Source organism: Shewanella sp. ANA-3 (genome assembly GCF_000203935.1).
Lineage (GTDB): Bacteria > Pseudomonadota > Gammaproteobacteria > Enterobacterales > Shewanellaceae > Shewanella.
Genome location: NC_008577.1, coordinates 1,685,528 through 1,702,635 on the forward strand (window position 1 = coordinate 1,685,528; position 17,108 = coordinate 1,702,635).

General features: G+C 46.5%; 11 protein-coding genes. 2 read left to right on the forward strand and 9 right to left on the reverse strand.

The annotated features are described in order from the left end of the window. Positions 1-24 precede the first annotated feature (24 nt). The 6 genes from SHEWANA3_RS07680 to SHEWANA3_RS07705 all read right to left on the reverse strand — a co-directional run bounded on the left by SHEWANA3_RS07680 (position 25) and on the right by SHEWANA3_RS07705 (position 7,416). A complete protein-coding gene (locus SHEWANA3_RS07680; protein WP_011716514.1) occupies positions 25-1,686 on the reverse strand; it encodes a BatD family protein in 1,662 nt (553 codons plus the stop codon). Continuing rightward, entirely contained in the window at positions 1,680-3,752 is a 2,073-nt protein-coding gene (locus tag SHEWANA3_RS07685; RefSeq protein ID WP_011716515.1) for a VWA domain-containing protein, read from the reverse strand. Before SHEWANA3_RS07685 ends, SHEWANA3_RS07680 begins: the two co-directional genes overlap by 7 nt. After that, positions 3,752-4,768, reverse strand: a complete 1,017-nt coding sequence (locus tag SHEWANA3_RS07690; RefSeq protein WP_011716516.1) for a VWA domain-containing protein — start codon at positions 4,766-4,768, stop codon at positions 3,752-3,754. Before SHEWANA3_RS07690 ends, SHEWANA3_RS07685 begins: the two co-directional genes overlap by 1 nt. Then, the gene (locus SHEWANA3_RS07695) at positions 4,762-5,355 is read right to left on the reverse strand and encodes a DUF4381 domain-containing protein (protein WP_011716517.1); all 594 of its coding nucleotides are present in this window, start codon (positions 5,353-5,355) and stop codon (positions 4,762-4,764) included. Before SHEWANA3_RS07695 ends, SHEWANA3_RS07690 begins: the two co-directional genes overlap by 7 nt. A 63-nt stretch (positions 5,356-5,418) precedes the next feature. Further along, positions 5,419-6,387 (reverse strand): DUF58 domain-containing protein, encoded by a 969-nt coding sequence (locus tag SHEWANA3_RS07700; RefSeq protein ID WP_011716518.1) that lies wholly within the window; start codon positions 6,385-6,387, stop codon positions 5,419-5,421. A gap of 72 nt (positions 6,388-6,459) precedes the next feature. After that, the gene (locus SHEWANA3_RS07705; RefSeq protein WP_011622189.1) at positions 6,460-7,416 is read right to left on the reverse strand and encodes a MoxR family ATPase; all 957 of its coding nucleotides are present in this window, start codon (positions 7,414-7,416) and stop codon (positions 6,460-6,462) included. Positions 7,417-7,689: 273 nt separating this feature from the next. Here SHEWANA3_RS07705 and fadI point away from each other — a divergent pair, with 273 nt between their 5' ends. Together fadI and fadJ are read left to right on the forward strand one after the other, a co-directional pair. Beyond that, positions 7,690-9,000, forward strand: a complete 1,311-nt coding sequence (gene fadI / locus SHEWANA3_RS07710) for an acetyl-CoA C-acyltransferase FadI (protein ID WP_011622190.1) — start codon at positions 7,690-7,692, stop codon at positions 8,998-9,000. Positions 9,001-9,005: 5 nt separating this feature from the next. Next, positions 9,006-11,135, forward strand: coding sequence for a fatty acid oxidation complex subunit alpha FadJ (fadJ, locus tag SHEWANA3_RS07715; RefSeq protein ID WP_011716519.1), 2,130 nt, complete (start codon positions 9,006-9,008; stop codon positions 11,133-11,135). Positions 11,136-11,881: 746 nt separating this feature from the next. Here the strand turns inward: fadJ and SHEWANA3_RS07730 are convergent. The 3 genes from SHEWANA3_RS07730 to SHEWANA3_RS23895 form a co-directional block, all read right to left on the reverse strand. Beyond that, positions 11,882-12,469, reverse strand: a complete 588-nt coding sequence (locus SHEWANA3_RS07730) for a hypothetical protein (protein ID WP_011716521.1) — start codon at positions 12,467-12,469, stop codon at positions 11,882-11,884. 106 nt (positions 12,470-12,575) lie between these two features. After that, positions 12,576-16,844, reverse strand: a complete 4,269-nt coding sequence (locus SHEWANA3_RS07735; protein ID WP_041412590.1) for an EAL domain-containing protein — start codon at positions 16,842-16,844, stop codon at positions 12,576-12,578. A gap of 123 nt (positions 16,845-16,967) precedes the next feature. Continuing rightward, a complete protein-coding gene (locus tag SHEWANA3_RS23895) occupies positions 16,968-17,096 on the reverse strand; it encodes a hypothetical protein (RefSeq protein ID WP_276207209.1) in 129 nt (42 codons plus the stop codon). Positions 17,097-17,108 lie beyond the last annotated feature (12 nt).

Sequence of the window (17,108 nt, forward strand, 5' to 3'; positions counted from 1 at the left end):
TCGTTTTGATTTATCCGTCTCTGTTTAGCCATTGGGGTTCAGCGGTTGTAATTGCGTAGATTGCTGCGCCATAGGGTGTAGCTTGCCGCTTTTCACCGCGCTTAACAATGCTTTTACAGCGCTTGCCAGTTGGGCGTCGCTATTGGCTTTGCCGCCGTAGGCCAAGGCTTGCAGCTGACGAATCGCCTCTGCTAACTCGCTCGACTGCGCCGCAATTTTATCGAGCGTCATAGGGCGAGCGGCCTGCTCACTACAGTATTGCTGCAATTGCTGCAAAATATCACTGACATTGCCTTTAGCGCAGGCTTGCTCTAAGCCCTTAATGCCTGTGCCAAGAGCGAGCGGTTGCGAGGCGACTTGTGTATGGACCGTCGGTTGGCGCTTAAGCGCGCGTCGCCAAGCGACAAAAGTGACGGCCCAAGCAACTAATGTCACCAGCCACAGCAGGGCGAACAGATTCGCGCTCCAATGGCTTTCACTGCTCTCGCTGGTATTTGCCTGCCAGTTGGGTTCGATGGGCGTATCGACCACGGCGCCACCTTTTACTTGAATGGTACGGGCGGGCAGGGTTGCCATTTCTTGGCGTTTAAGATGCGGATTCCACCAAGGTACTTTCACTTCGGGTAAGGTAAAAGTGCCTGCCTTACTGGGGACGATAGCCGAGGTAATACTGTACTGTGACACTATCTGCGCGTCGCGCACAAAGCTCTGACGCTGAGGTTTTTCGGGATAGGATTTGAGCTCTGGCGGCAGGTTTTGGGCGATATCTGGCAGGCTATTCTCATCGGCGTTGGAGGCCAATAACGTGAGCGTGCGGGTGATGGGGCTTCCGACGGTAAACTCTTTTACATCCTCAGGAAAACTCTCTTTTAAGGCCACTAAATCGGCCACAAGCCATTGGCCTTGAAAGCTCGTTGGCGCAGGTTCGACTTGAATGCTTAAGGAGGGCGCGCCAGCCTGCATTGGGCGGCTCTCGTTAAAGCCAAACATGCCGCCGCGGCGTTGGGATTCCACTAATACATCGCCAGAAAAGGTCGCGCCTTTGATGTTCACTTGGCCGGGTAAGTCGGGAATGATGCCATAGGTGCGTTCAATCACGCGGTAACGACGGCCTTCGATGATCTCCGAGCCGTCCTTGTCTTCGCCAATTTGCTTAATCTGCGCGCCTTCGATAACGGGGGCATTGAGCACACCGCGTTGCAGTTCGACCGCAAGGTAGAGCTTCACTTTGTAGGTGATAAGCTGGCCGACGTAGGCCTCATCGGTCGAGACTTTGGCATCGATAAACAGATTTTTGGCCTGCTCAGGTTGTGCGCCCGCTTCGACGACCTTGAGGGGAATTTCGGCGGAGCTGACGCCATCAATGCTAAAGGATGGAATAGTGAGTTGGCCCTTTTGCTTTGGGGCAAGCAGTACTTGCCAGCGAGTTTCTTTAACCGCATCGAAGTTCATTATCTGGGTGCTACGGCTCACGCTGGTGCGACCCACGATGAAATCCTTAAGCAGGATGGAGGTATCGAGTTTACCCGTGTCGACCTCATCGTCGGCACTGACATTGAGCACAAAGTACTCTCCCTCCATCACCGGATTGCGATCGACCGACGCCTCGAGTTTGCTCAGGGCAAAGGCGGGCTGAATGACCGCGATGCAAAGCGTGAGGAGGATAAAAAATTGTCTGATCACCACTGTTCGTTATCCCTTGATATTTGGCCATTTTGACGGCGTTTTTGATATTCGAGTTGCATCTTGTTACGCAGTAACACCTGTGGATCTTCACTCACGCCCCGCAGTGCTCGCTGCATCTCCGCGGGCAAAGGCTCGCTGTTGCTCGGCGGCGCTTCAACAGACTCAATTGCGGTATCTGGGTTTTTATCCGCCTGTGACTGTTTCTCTTTATCCGCTTTTTGCGCTACGGCCTGTTGCTGTTCTTGCTCGGCTTTGGACTTATCATCCTCGACCTGTGCCTGCATTTTGGCCTCGTTGCTGGCTTGCTCTTCTTTATCTTCTGCATTGTTATCGGCGCGGTTTTGCTGATTGGCTTGTTGCTCGGCCTGCTGTTGTTCCTGCTGTGCATCTTGCTGATCTTGCTTGGCCTTATCATCACTCGCTTGCTGTTTATCCTGTGCGCCTTGCTCAAGATTACTCTGCTCGGATGAAGACTCTTGCTCCTGCGACGGTTTTTCGTCCGCTTGGTCAGGATTATTTTGCTGTTGGGACTGCTGCTCTTGAGACTGATCTTGAGCTTGGTCGTTTTGCGAGGATTGTTGATCTCCCTGCTGACCCTGCTGCTGGTTTTGTCCCTGCTGCTGATCGTTCTGATTCTGTCCCTGTTGGTTTTCATCGCCTTGAGACTGCTTCTCTTGATTGTCAGCATTTTGCTGCGATTGTTGCTGGTTCAGCAATTTCTCTGCTAACTCAAGGTTGGCTTTGGCCTGTGGAAAATCGGGCTGCTTGTCGAGTGCGGCCTGATAACGCTCCTTGGCTTTATCGGGTTTACCAAGTTGCATCAGCGCGTTGCCTTGATTGTACAGGCCATTAGCAGAGCTATCTTGCTCAAAGTTTTTTAGCGCCTGTTCGTACTCGCCGGCCTTGTACTGCGCTGCGCCTTGCCATTGTGGCGTTTCGAATTTTTGAGCGGCATTGGCGTAATCTTCGGCTTGATAGGCCTGCATCGCCTGTTGATCTTTGGTGTGCCAGAGCGAGTCCCATGCACTGGCATGGGCATTCTGCGGCGCAGCACCGATCAATAGGCCAGCTAATCCCATCAGCAGCCAGTTGGCGAGCATGCCTTGCCTAAAGCTCAGCAGGGCAGGGATGAGTAAGAGTAAGGCGAGGTAAGGACCGAGATCCTGCCAGGTTTCCCCATCGAGATCCGTGGCTTTGGCATCGCCACTGTCGCTTAACCAATGTTGCAACTGCACTAAATCCTGACCATCGGCCCGATTGGGGATCATGATGCCATTATGGTTATCGGCTAATTTTTGCAGCAAGCCAAAGTCGGTTTTGGCGACAACGACTTCATTGCTGCTGTCCCGCTGTAATTGGCCATCGGGTAAGCGGATTGGCGCGCCTTGTGGGCTACCAAATCCCATGATCGCGAGCCGATATTGGCTACCGGCTAAGGCCGAGTTAGCCTCATCGAATTGCCTCGGGGTGATGCCATCTGTCATCACAATAATATCGCCCCGTAGATGCCCGCCCTGCGCCAGTAAATTTTTGGCTTGGGTTAGCGCGGCCGCTAGGTTTGAGCCCAACACGGGCATAATGTCAGGGCTTAAAGTGGGTAATAAATTAAGCAGCGTGCCCGTGTCTCGGGTGAGCGGGCTTATGGTAAAGGCATCGCCGGCGAAGGCAATCAGGCCAGTTTCGCCTTCTTTTAAGCCGCGGAGCAAATCCGTCGCCCGAAACTTGGTTTGGGTTAAGCGGTTGGGTGCCAGATCGGTGGCAAACATGGAAACGGACATATCCATCACCAACACTCGGCCTTGCTCGGCGGCAAAAACCGGCAAGGTTTGCTTATTGAGCGCTGGGCCAGCTAAGGCCAAGGTGGCAATCACCCAAGTGAAAGCCAAGATATGCAATGGTCGACGGGATTTTTGCGTGCCCTCTGTAACCAATATTTTGGCCAAGTGCGGCGCAATATAACGGTTCCAGGCGCTATTACTCTGGTGTTGGCGCCACAGCGCCCACAGGATGATGGCGAGTGGCAACAGGGCGAGTAACCATTCTGGACGAATAAAATGCAGGCTCATTAACGAACATCCCCCCGTGGTGTTGCAGATGGAACAGGGTTTTTAGTCCGCGAAAACAGTGATAACTGACCTAAGGCTATCCAAATGCTGGTGAGCAGCGCGAGGGCGAGCGGCCAATAGAATAGTTCCGCTTGAGGACGATAGCTGAGTTGATCGCGACTCACGGGCTCCAGTTTGTCTATTTCTTGATAAATCTGTTCCAGCTCTTGACTGTTACGGGCGCGGAAATAGCGGCCATGGGTAACATCGGCAATATGCTTGAGTTGGTTTTCATCGAGATCCATCGACGGATTGACGCGCTCACGACCAAACAGGGTGCGTCTTTCCATAACATCGGCACCCACGCCCACGGTATAAATCGTCACTTTGCGATTAGCGGCGATTTGTGCCGCTTGCTCAGGCTCGATATTACCGGCGTTATTTGAACCGTCAGTCAATAAAATCAAGACTCTGTTACTCTCATCCATTTTGTCGAAGCGCTTGACCGCGAGCGCAATCGACTCGCCGATCGCCGTTTGTTTACCGACAAGGCCAATCTGCGCCTCCTTTAAAAACTGGGCGACAGAGCGTCTATCTTGGGTGAGTGGTGCCTGTAGATAGGCGTGATCGGCAAATAAAATCAAACCGATACGATCACCTTTGCGACGCTCAATAAACTCACTGACCACGTGTTGGATCAGGGTAAAACGGTCGACCACTTTGCCGTTAATCACCATATCTTCAATCTGCATACTGCCGGATAAATCCACCGCCAGCATCAGATCCCGCCCTTGGCTTGGTAGTTCAATCGGATCGCCGAGCCATTGTGGGCGGGCGATAGCAAGCACTAACAAGCTCCACATCAACCAATAACGTTTGCGGCTTTGGCGGCTGTGGCTAGTGATATTGGCCTTGTCCGTTTGACTAATACCGGGCAATTGCAGGCGGCCACCTTCGGCTTGCACCGTTTGGCGACGCCAAAAAATAAAAGGTAAAGGCAGTAAAATCAATGCCAAAGGCCATGCGACTGTTAACATTGCTCCTCCGCAGGCTTAGCTGGAGCCGGTGTTAATACTGCTGTTGTAGCTGGGTTTTGGTTTGCAGTAGAGTGCATTACTGGTGCGCTTAATTTGGCTTTTGAGGCAAACCAGCTGCGGGCGAGGGTCTGTAACTCAAGGGCCTCCTTGGCGCTGAGTGGTTTAGCTTGGTGACGTTTTTCTAATAAGGGCCCAATGCGGCCGCGCTGCTTTGCGGGCAAATGGCTATCTAACCAGGTTGCCCATGCGGGGCCGTCGAGTTTTGCTATCACTTCCCTTGGCAGATAACTTAAGACGGTGCGCTTCAACAGCTGATTCACGTCAGAGGGATACTGGGTTGAATGAGGATCAAGTGCTGCAAATAAACCTTGGGCGGCTTTTTTAGGCGCTAAGTAGGCGGCACGTTTTTTGAGCCAAAGAATTGCGGCAATCAATAAAACCAACAGGATAGCGAGTGCTAACCAATAACCTATGGCCCATGGCCAAGCCCCAATCGGGTCGGGGAGAATAATATCTTGTAAATCCGCCAAAGCGGGATTTGGCGTGGCAGCCTTATCCAAGGCTGGATTTAGAGTTTGTGGGTTCACGCTTTGGACTCACTTATGCTTTAAGTTGCACTGTCTACTATTACTCACTTATTTGCCGTGCTGTTATTGCAGTAAGGCTAACTGTTGCGCAAGGGGTAAACCCGCGTCGATAAATTGGGTACGAACCTTCAGCTTTTGCATCATGGCGATAAAGTCATTTTGCTGCTGTTGTTGCTGCCCAAGCCATGCTTGATAACTGTCGCGAGTCAGCACTCGATCTTGGTCCCCTTCGCGAACGGGCAAACTAAACTGCTTGGGTAAATTGAGGTTGCCCTGTCTGAGTGGGTCGGTCACCAGATAGGCGCCAATATCACAATGGCGCTTAAGTTCTGTCAGCGGCGCGATACATTGCGGCGTAAAATGGCTGCCATCTGTGATGATCCAAATCAATGAGCCCGGTTTCGCGATACGTTGCAAGCGCTGGCATGCGCGCAGGATATGATCAGGATCCCGAGGATGACTGCCGAGCTGATTGAGTTGTTGCTCGTGCACTCGGCGCAATCCTGAAATGAGCTGCAATATCCCTTGGCGGCGACTGCGGGGTTTTAACTCTAGATGCTCAGATTCGCAGGCGATTAAGGCGCCGAGTCTGTCACCGTGGTTGATGGCATTCCAACCTAGGGTGGTCGCTAAATGTCCCGCTTGTACCGACTGCAATAATAAACTCGAGCCAAAATACAGGCTCTGGCTTAAATCGAGCAGTAACAGAATAGGGCGCTCGCGCTCCTCAATAAATAACTTAGTGTGGGTTTGCCCAGTGCGGGCGGTCACGCGCCAGTCTATGGTGCGGACATCGTCGCCCTGTTGATAGTGACGCACTTCGGCAAATTCCATCCCGCGGCCTTTGATTAAACTGCTGCGATGTCCCGCCATATTGGCTCGTGCCCGGCTGTGACGCTCAGGAATAGCCCGCGCAATCGTCTGGCAGGCGAGCAGTTCTTTCTCGGTTAAATGCAGCCCGTCGGCAAACAATGGCAAGCCATGTGGATTGCCGTCACTGTGTAGGGATGCGTGTAGCGCACTGTTATTCATTCAAAGCTACTCATACAAAGCGATTCAGTTTCCTAGGATTTATCAGACAGTGTATTCAGACCTGCCATGCGATTAAGGGACGGCCACCTGGGTCAAAATATGGTTGATCACTTGGTCGCGACTGACACCTTCGGCCTGCGCTTGATAACTCAGCAGCAGTCTGTGTCTTAACACATTGGGCGCAACGGCTTGAATATCCTCGGGAGAGACAAAATCGCGCTCGTGTAACCAGGCTCTGGCACGGGCGCAGCGCTCAAGCGAAATTGTCGCGCGAGGGCTCACACCGTACTCTAACCATTTTGCCAGCTCGTCACTGTAACGCGCGGGTTGGCGGGTCGCCATAATGATTTCGACTATGTATTTTTCTAGCGGTTCGGCGAGATAAATTTCCATCGCTTCGTCACGGGCGGCAAAAATATCGGCCTGGGCAATCGGCTCCGCAGTCGGCAACTCATGGGTGAGCGCTTCTTGACGGGATTGGCGCAGAATTTCGATTTCAGTGTCACCGCTTGGGTAATCTAAATTCAAGTGCATTAAAAAGCGGTCGAGCTGGGCTTCGGGCAGCGGATAAGTGCCTTCGTTTTCTAAGGGGTTTTGTGTTGCCATCACGAGGAAGAGCGGCGGCAACTTATAACTGTTTTTCCCAACGGTCACTTGACCTTCGGCCATGGCCTCTAATAACGCCGATTGCACTTTAGCGGGGGCACGGTTGATTTCATCGGCGAGGATCAGGTTATGGAAAATCGGGCCCGCCTCAAATTCAAAGGTGCCAGTTTGTGAGCGATAGATATCCGTGCCCGTAAGGTCAGCGGGCAGCAGGTCAGGGGTAAATTGGATCCGGTGAAAATCCCCTTCCACACCATCGCAGAGGGCTTTAACCGCACGGGTTTTAGCAAGACCTGGTGGGCCTTCTACTAATAAATGGCCATTGGCAATGAGGGCAATGAGCAGGTTTTCGGTCAAAACTGGCTGCCCTAAAACAACCTTATTTAGGTAAGTGCGTAATGCGTGGAAGCGACTCAAAGGCATGATGCTACTCGTTTTTTAGGTTGAAAATATCGATTGAAAATACGTGTGTGGGCTATAGACAACGAATATGGTAAAGAATTCCCTAAGGGTTTGGCTAGTGTTAAAAAAACAAACAGGTGTTTAAAACTTGCTGACAAGAAGTTAGAATCAGATCACACTTTAATGGTCAGACCTGTTATTGGGCTTTTTTAGTGCCAAACAGCAGGGCAAACATGGAAATCGATAGCGCCGCCTGAAATCTCTCAGCGATAGCGCACATAAAGAGGGTGACAAATGAGTGATAGACAACAGGTAACTAACGCAAAGGGTGAGCGTATCGCCATTGTGGCTGGCTTAAGAACGCCATTTGCGAAACAGGCGACCGCATTCCACGGTGTGTCGGCGCTCGATATGGGCAAAATGGTGGTTAACGAGCTGCTGGCCCGTAGCGAACTGGATCCTAAATTGATTGAGCAACTGGTGTATGGTCAGGTGGTACAAATGCCAGCGGCACCCAACATTGCCCGTGAAATCGTGTTAGGGACCGGCATGGATGTGTCAACCGATGCTTATAGCGTGACCCGCGCCTGTGCGACCAGTTTTCAATCTGCGGTGAATGTGGCCGAGTCAATCATGACGGGCAATATTGAGATTGGTATTGCCGGCGGCGCCGATTCTTCCTCGGTATTGCCTATTGGGGTATCTAAAAAACTTGCCCATGCCTTAGTCGATCTGAATAAAGCCCGCAGCTTTGGCCAAAAACTACAGATTTTCCGTCGTTTAGGCATCAAAGATTTATTGCCTGTGCCACCTGCCGTTGCTGAGTATTCTACGGGATTGTCCATGGGGCAAACCGCTGAACAAATGGCCAAAACGTATAATATCAGCCGTGCTGACCAAGATGCGCTGGCGCACCGCTCCCACACGCTGGCGAGTGAAACGTGGGCCTCAGGTCACCTACGTGACGAAGTGATGGTGGCCCATGTTCCCCCCTACAAACAGTTTATCGAGCGCGATAATAACATTCGTGAAAACTCCGATTTAAGCTCTTACGCTAAACTGCGTCCCGCTTTCGATAAAAAGCATGGCAGTGTCACCGCCGCGAACAGTACACCGCTGACCGATGGCGCCTCGGCGATCATTTTGATGAGTGAAGGCCGTGCTAAAGCCTTGGGGTATCAACCTATTGGTTACATTAAGAGCTACGCATTTACCGCGATTGATGTCTGGCAAGACATGTTGATGGGACCTTCCTACGCAACGCCATTGGCATTAAAACGCGCCGGCATGGAATTAGAAGATTTAACCCTCATCGAAATGCACGAAGCCTTTGCGGCACAAACCTTAGCGAACATGCAGATGTTTGCCTCAAAGAAATTTGCCGAAGAAAAATTAGGGCGCAATCGTGCCATTGGTGAAATCGATATGAGCAAATTTAACGTGCTCGGCGGCTCTTTAGCTTACGGCCATCCTTTTGCGGCCACAGGTACGCGTTTAATCACTCAGGTTTGTCGTGAGCTTAAACGTCGTGGTGGCGGAACGGGACTAGCAACGGCCTGTGCTGCGGGTGGTTTAGGGGCTGCAATGATTGTGGAAGTGGAGTAATGGCGATGGAAAAGACATTTAATTTAACCCGCCGTGAAGACGGTATCGCCATTCTAATGATGGACGTACCCGGCGAAACCATGAATACCCTCAAGGCAGAGTTTGGCCCTGAGATCAGTGAGATCCTGTCTGAGATTAAACGCGATAGCAGTATCCGTGGCCTAGTGCTGATTTCGGGTAAAAAAGACTCCTTCGTAGCTGGGGCGGATATTTCTATGCTCGACGCTTGCCAAACGGCGGGCGATGCGAAAGCCTTATCCCAGCAAGGGCATGTGGTGTTTAACGAGTTAGAAGCCTTGAATATCCCTGTGGTTGCCGCGATACATGGCGCCTGTTTAGGGGGCGGTCTTGAGCTTGCGCTTGCCTGCCATCAACGTGTGTGCAGTGATGACGGCAAGACCATGTTGGGCGTACCCGAAGTGCAACTCGGTTTGTTACCCGGTGGCGGCGGTACTCAGCGTTTGCCTCGTTTAGTGGGGATCACTACTGCGCTGGATATGATGTTGACGGGTAAACAAATTCGTCCTAAACAAGCGTTAAAGATGGGCTTAGTTAACGATGTGGTGCCACAGACAATTTTACTGCAAACCGCAGTGGAGATGGCGCTCGCGGGTAAGCGCACGGCGAAACCAGTTAAAAAATCTCTGGTTAATCAATTACTCGAAGGCACAGGGTTTGGTCGTAACATTATTTTCGATCAAGCTGCCAAGCAAGTCGTTAAGAAAACCCAAGGTAACTATCCTGCACCAGCAAAAATTATTGATTGCGTGCGCCAAGGTATGGCGAAGGGAATGCAGAAAGGGCTTGAGGTGGAAGCCAGCCATTTTGCTGAGCTGGTGGTGTCGAAAGAATCTGAGGCGCTGCGCAGTATTTTCTTTGCCACTACAGAGATGAAGAAAGAAACTGGCGCCGAAGGGGCGACACCACGTAAAGTCAAAAAAGCCGTGATCTTAGGTGGCGGTTTGATGGGCGGTGGTATTGCTTCGGTCACGACGACTAAGGCGAAAATTCCTGCGCGGGTAAAAGACATTAACGAAAAGGGCTTAAGCAATGCGCTTTCTTACGCCTATAAGTTATTGGATAAAGGCGTTAAACGTCGTCATATGACGCCGGCCGTTCGCGACAATTTAATGGCACTGATGACAACGACGACCGAATATAAAGGCGTTAAGGACGCTGATATTGTTGTTGAAGCCGTATTTGAGGATTTAGCGCTTAAACATCAGATGGTTAAAGATATTGAGCGTGAATGCGGCGAGCACACGATTTTTGCATCTAACACCTCATCTTTACCCATTGGCCAAATTGCACAGGCGGCCAGCCGTCCTGAAAATGTGATTGGCTTACATTATTTCTCACCAGTAGAAAAAATGCCGCTGGTGGAAGTGATTGCCCATGCGAAAACGTCTCCTGAGACGATTGCCACCACAGTGGCCTTTGCCCGCAAACAGGGTAAAACGCCAATCGTGGTACAAGACGGTGCCGGTTTTTATGTTAACCGTATCCTCGCGCTGTATATGAACGAAGCTGCACAATTACTGCTGGAAGGCCAGAGTATTGAGCACTTAGACAAAGCCTTAGTGAAGTTCGGTTTCCCCGTTGGCCCTATCACTTTGCTCGATGAAGTGGGTATCGATGTCGGTGCTAAAATCGCTCCAATCCTTGAAAAAGAACTGGGCGAGCGCTTTAAAGCCCCAGCAGCCTTCGATAAGTTACTGAGCGATGATAGAAAAGGCCGTAAAAATGGCAAAGGTTTCTATCAATATGCTGCTGGCAATAAAGCGTCGAGCAAGAAGAAAGCCGTGGATGAAAGTGTTTACGCAGTACTTGGCATCAAGCCAGGTATGGACAAAGACTTAAGTGCTGTGGCCGAGCGTTGTGTGGTGCAAATGCTCAATGAAGCAGTACGTTGTTTAGATGACGGCATTATTGCTTCCCCGCGTGATGGTGATATTGGCGCCATTTTCGGTATTGGTTTCCCACCATTCTTAGGTGGCCCATTCCACTATATTGATACCCTAGGTGCCGATAACTTGGTCAACATACTGGAACGTTATCAAGCTCAATACGGCGACCGATTTGAGCCATGCCCACGTCTTAAGGCGATGGCGGCAGAAAAGGCTCGTTTCTTCTAAGTGCACAAATAGAGGTTGATTAAAAAAGCGGCAATATGATGCCGCTTTTTTATTGCCTCAAGGCTAATTTTTGCCTAAAAAATGTTCACATTTGTTTGAGTGATCTTGTATTATGGCGTCCCTATTTACGGCAGTTGTGCCGTGATACCGTCAGTGTAGATGTTGCTTAGTGCTGATAAATAGCCTCGCTCAGAGTCTATTTATATTGAGAACGGCTATTTTTTGATTTGCACATAATGGCTTAGCCGATAAAGAGGTTGCTGTGGGATTCATGTTTTATGTGGTTGTCGCCTTGTCGGTGAGTTGCTCCTGGTGTTTTGGCGTTGCGGCTTTTAGAGTAGGACTTTCGGTAAGCTATTGGGCTGTAATGGGATTTATACTGGGACCCTTAGCGTTTCCACTGTTTTCCTCCCATAAACGTATTGCGCTAAGCAGAATGCGCCGAACTTCTGACGCTAGTCTAACCGCTTAATGTTGATATGATTTGTCGTAAATGTGGGCAATAAAAAAGGAGCATAAAGCTCCTTTTTTATTGCCCTAGGCTACGCGCTAGCAAATGGCTCTAGGCTCTGTGAACGGTATATTTCCGCTTGAAGGGGAAATTAATTCCACCAACCCTTTGCAGGGATCACTTCAAGGTGGTTTAAGCCTTCTGGTAATTTCACTTTTTTACGAACAGGCTTTGCGAAACCAAGTGCTTTTTTGAGTGAGTTAATCATATTTTATTACCTCAATTTAAAGATTAATTACGCGATTTCTGTATTGGAATTAGCAAATTTCACATATGGATGGCCAGCGACTTCTAATGGCTTGAATTTCACATATGGATGGCCAGCGACTTCAAGTGGTTTGAACTTAACATATGGATGGCCAGCGACTTCTAATGGTTTGAACTTCACATATGGATGGCCAGCGACTTCTAATGGCTTGAATTTCACATATGGATGGCCAGCGACTTCTAATGGCTTGAATTTCACATATGGATGGCCAGCGACTTCTAATGGCTTGAATTTCACATATGGATGGCCAGCGACTTCTAATGGCTTGAACTTCACATATGGATGGCCAGCAACTTCAAGTGGCTTGAATTTCACATATGGATGGCCAGCGACTTCAAGTGGCTTGAATTTCACATATGGATGGCCAGCGACTTCTAGTGATTTGAATTTTACATATGGATGACCAGCTACTTCTGGATTAACGTCTTTAGTCGCTTCGGATGATACAACAGTTTGAGAAAGGCTTTTCTCTACAGTTGTTTCAATGGCCGCGGCTGTTGTTACAAAGCCGATTGTAGACAGTAATGCTGCTGCAGTTAGAATTCCTTTCATCATTTTATCTCTCAGGGTAGTTGATAATGTTTTATTTTTTGACTCTGAACATCTTAATGCAGATGTTGTGCCAATGTTTCAAACTACCGATTGAGAGATAATTTTATGATCAAATAATCTTGTGGTGGGGCATGAATTTACTCCGATCATCTTGAAGCAATTGAGTAAATTCAATTTCATTAATCGCTTTGCTAAAGATATAACCTTGTATTTCTTCGCAGTTAAGGGCCCGAAGGATATTTAGCTGCGCGGCTTGTTCTACACCTTCGCCGACAACCGACAGACCCATATTGTGAGCGATGGTAATGATTGAATCGACCATCTTCAAATCTCGGTCAGATTTATCAATATCATCGACAAAGGCTTTATCGATTTTGAGCGTATGAATTGGGAACCGTTTTAAGTAAGAAAGTGAAGAATAACCCGTACCGAAGTCATCCAACGCGAGGCTCACTCCCATCTTAGCTAATTGCTGCATAACGGTTATAGCCATTTCTGGCTGCTTAATAACCGTCCCTTCGGTGATTTCGAGTTCTAGGTGAGAGGCCGGTAATTGCGTTAAGCGTAAAATAGATTCTATGCGTTGCTGTAAATCGGGTAGGGCAAACTGACGTGACGATAAATTGACGGCGACTCTTCCTTTGAAGAGCCCTTGTTCACGCCATTTCTGCGCCGCAAAACAGGCTTTTCTAAGTACAATTTCACCGATTTCAATAATAAGGCCATTTTCTTCCGCAAGGGGAATAAAATCATTCGGTGGGATCAGTCCACGGGTGGGATGATTTAAACGGACTAAGGCTTCCATCCCCGCGACGTGACCACTTTTAAGATCGACTTTGGGTTGATAATACACCTCAAATAAATCTTCTTTTAATCCTTCACGAATGAGGTTTTCAATTTCTAATTGTTTAATCGCATGTTGGTTAAGGGATTCTGAGTAGAATTGGTAACAATTACCGCCAGCAGATTTAGCATGATACATGGCAATATCGGCTTTTCTCAGAAGTGCCTGCTCACTCTGTTCATCTTCAGGATAGAAAACAATACCAATACTTACGCCCAAAACGAGCTGCTCATTACCGATTTCAAACATGGTTTTAAAGGCTTCAATTACTCGTCCTGCAATCGCGGCAGAAGCACTGATGTCAGATGTTTTATCGAGTACAATCGCAAACTCATCGCCACCTAGACGATAGATACTGGTGTTTTTAGGGAGAATTGACTTAATTCTGATGGAGACGAGTTTGAGTAACTGATCGCCAATTTGATGGCCTAAGGAGTCATTGATACGTTTAAAATTGTCGAGGTCGAGTACCATTAAGGCATGGGTAATTTCTTTATTAACCAAGTTTCCTAATGTGACTTGCAAGTTTGAGCGATTGGGCAGCCCCGTTAATAGGTCATTGTTGGTGAGTTTACGAAGTTCTTCTTCTTGCTGTTTACGTCTCGATATATCAGAAAATACCCCTACGTAATGCGATAATTCACCTAATTCATCGTAAATGGCGTCAATAGTCAGCTCCATATGGAAATGACTATTGTCACCACGGCTGGCTTCGACTTCGCTGGCCCAACGGCCTTGTTGTTTTAACATGGTACGAATTTGATTAGAAAAGGATTCCGGATACAAATCGAAGGTAAGCAGATTACCAATAAAATCGGTTCGATTACGCTGAGATATTCTACAGCACGCTTCGTTCACCTCTACAAATCGATATTCGCTGTCGAGAATAAACATACCTTCGGAAATATTTTCAATGGCTTTTTCGAACAGTTTTAATTGTTCTTCCTTTTGCTTGAACTGGCTAATATTTTTTATTGTGCCCGTCATCCGCAGCGCATTATCTTTATCATCTCTTTCTACAATTTTTGCTCGGTCTAAGATCCAGATCCAGCTATCATCTTTGCCCTTAACTCTATAGGCCGCTTCAAAATGATCAGTTTCACCGTAGAAGTGTTTGTTGAGTGCTTCCCTTACACGTTCTTGCTCCATGGGATGAATATTACTCTCTTCATCACTGTTGCCAGAACGGTGACCATCCCTCGGAAATTCCAATGCTCCCCAAATATTCGAACGGAAAATATTGCCAGTCTCAATATCCCAGTCCCACATTTCATCGCCACTCCCCCATAAAGAAAGTTTTAGGCGTTCTTCGCTTAATGCAATTTGGCGTTGAATTTCTCGTTTACGTAGGATTGCTTTGAAAACAAAGAGGGTGAAAAGCATTAAAATAATGAAATAAATTACTTTGGCTTGAGTTGAAGACCACCAGGGTGGAGTTATTATAATATTTACTTCTTTTTCAGGGGATTTATCTCCTGAAAGTTTATTCATAGCATAAACTTGAAAAACGTATTTTCCTGGTGATAAGTTCGTGTAAGTTGCAGAATTAGTCCCATTTGAATAAATCCAAGTGTCAGAAAGTCCTTGCATTCTATAGTAATAGCTTGTAGCAAATTCATCTGACATTGGAGATATGAAATCGAAAGAAAATGGATATTCAGAGTATTTTAGTTTTATTTCGTTTGTAACATCAATTGGTTGGCTTAAGTATTTGCCATTTTTTTCTTGTGAAATATTGAAAACTGAAAAGTTTGTTATCTCAGTTTTGCTGACTTTTTGGTTTTTTATGTATTCATTAACTTCTTCAGGAGAAACAATACTTATCCCATTTATTCCTGCCAATAGAACAAATTCGTTAACTCTTATAGCACTAGGAGAGTTATACTCATATTGACTTCCATTTGATGTATTTAATGTATATGAAGAGTGGTTTTTTTTGTTGTAAACAATGACTTCACCTAGTGATGATACCGTAATGAAGTCTATGTCACTAACAATTGAATATATTTCTTTATTGTTTGATAATACTTTTTCTATTGTGCCAGTTAATGTGTTGTAACGCATTAGGGCTGACGAAGTTCCAAATAATATGTTGTTGTTATCTTTTTCTATACTGTAAGTTAATTGTTCGCTGACAACAGTTTCGTTGCCATTCTCATATTTTCTTAAACCACCTTGACTTGCCACATAAAACAGGTTTTCAGATATTATTTCAATATCGAAAATCGGCTCCCCTCTTTGTGTGTCAAAGGTATTTATTACATTAGAATCTTTAATTATCAATATTTTTCCATCTGGAGTTCCAGCAGATAAGATTGAACCATCATCATTACTAGATAATGATGAGATAGTTTCTTGACTCAGCATAGTAGCTGATTCGTTTTCTAAAACGAATAATCCAGAGCTAGTTCCGTAAAAAAGTTTCCCTTCGTTCATTACCGCATATTTATATCCCTTTGTATGGGTATTGAAATCAACTGCTTTTTGAAAATTATTATTGAAAAGAGAGATATATTCTGAATCTGATGATACAAGGAAACCACTTTTGTTTTTAGTTATATGCCAAGTGCTGTCGTTAGCGAGCGTGGTATGTTTTACTAAGTTACTTTGACTTTTTATGATTGAAAATCCTTGGTCAACACTACCAACCGAAAAGTAACTTTTGTTCACATAAAAGTAAGTTGCTTTATCTTGAGCGTATTCGGATAATGATCCTATGATTTTTCTTGTAAGAATGTTAATGATACTGTTTTCGGAAATCCCATATATAAGCTCATTGTTTTTGGCTAATTGTGAAAATGCACGGTCATCTATTTTTTTTACAAGGTTTCCATCATATTCAAAAAGACCATTCTTTGAAGATAGTATGAGAGTGTTGGCATCTTTTTGTTCAATATCTATAACATTTTCTTTAATGAGAGTTAAGTTTCCGTTCTTTAACTCATACAGTTTTCCTGAATAGTCTTTAAATAAGTAAGTATAACCTATTTTTATGGACTTCTTTATTTCTCCTATTCCTTCTTGTGCTAATGTATTAAAGTTATTTTTCCCAGTTATTTCTATTATTGAGTTATCGGTGCCAATGATTAGGCTATTTATTGATATATTTATGCTCCAAATAGGTTTGTTCTCAAGTGGATGGCCGTATTTTATGAATGAGTCTTTACTTTTATCATATATCGCTAAACCATTATCAGTACCTACGTAAAGATCACCATTCTTATCTAATTGTAAACTTCTAATAAATGAGCTAGGCAAGCCCGAATCTGTTCCATCTGCATAAAAATGTTTGAAATTTCTTCCATCAAACCGGTTAAGCCCGTTAAGCGTACCTATCCAGAGATAGCCATCGTTATCTTGAACTATTGAAGTTACAGTACCTTGTGAAAGACCTTGTGCGACACCAAATGACTGTGACTGTAAAATCACTATGGGAGAGGTTTCACTCGAAAATGCTGAAGCAGAGAAAGATGAAATCAAAGTGCTTAAAAATAAGCAACTAAGTAGGATTATTTGTAAGAGTGCTTTTGGCATAGTGTAGTTCTTAGTATTGTCCGAGGATGCCATGAAACAATTGTGTTACATCACTTTTCCAGAAATAGAAGCTTTTGTCAAAAGCCAGAATGTAAAAAATCCTTTTAATAGCATATAGATGGACTAATTTTGTACTTTGTCTTGACGCATTGGCATTGTTCTACCAACTTTTTCATCAGTTTTTTGCTTACTGACAATAGATACAACTATAGATTTACGTGCATTTAGCGATTTTGTTTGTTGGTTACCCATATGACATGAATA

Excerpts from the sequence above, each read along its gene's own strand:
- SHEWANA3_RS07685 (WP_011716515.1), bottom strand. The coding sequence starts at position 3,752 with ATGAGCCTGCATTTTATTCGTCCAGAATGGTTACTCGCCCTGTTGCCA.
- SHEWANA3_RS07690 (WP_011716516.1), bottom strand. The coding sequence starts at position 4,768 with ATGTTAACAGTCGCATGGCCTTTGGCATTGATTTTACTGCCTTTACCT.
- SHEWANA3_RS07700 (WP_011716518.1), bottom strand. The coding sequence starts at position 6,387 with ATGAATAACAGTGCGCTACACGCATCCCTACACAGTGACGGCAATCCA.
- SHEWANA3_RS07705 (WP_011622189.1), bottom strand. The coding sequence starts at position 7,416 with ATGCCTTTGAGTCGCTTCCACGCATTACGCACTTACCTAAATAAGGTT.
- fadI (WP_011622190.1), top strand. The coding sequence starts at position 7,690 with ATGAGTGATAGACAACAGGTAACTAACGCAAAGGGTGAGCGTATCGCC.
- fadJ (WP_011716519.1), top strand. The coding sequence starts at position 9,006 with ATGGAAAAGACATTTAATTTAACCCGCCGTGAAGACGGTATCGCCATT.
- SHEWANA3_RS07730 (WP_011716521.1), bottom strand. The coding sequence starts at position 12,469 with ATGATGAAAGGAATTCTAACTGCAGCAGCATTACTGTCTACAATCGGC.
- SHEWANA3_RS07735 (WP_041412590.1), bottom strand. The coding sequence starts at position 16,844 with ATGCCAAAAGCACTCTTACAAATAATCCTACTTAGTTGCTTATTTTTA.
- SHEWANA3_RS23895 (WP_276207209.1), bottom strand. The coding sequence starts at position 17,096 with ATGGGTAACCAACAAACAAAATCGCTAAATGCACGTAAATCTATAGTT.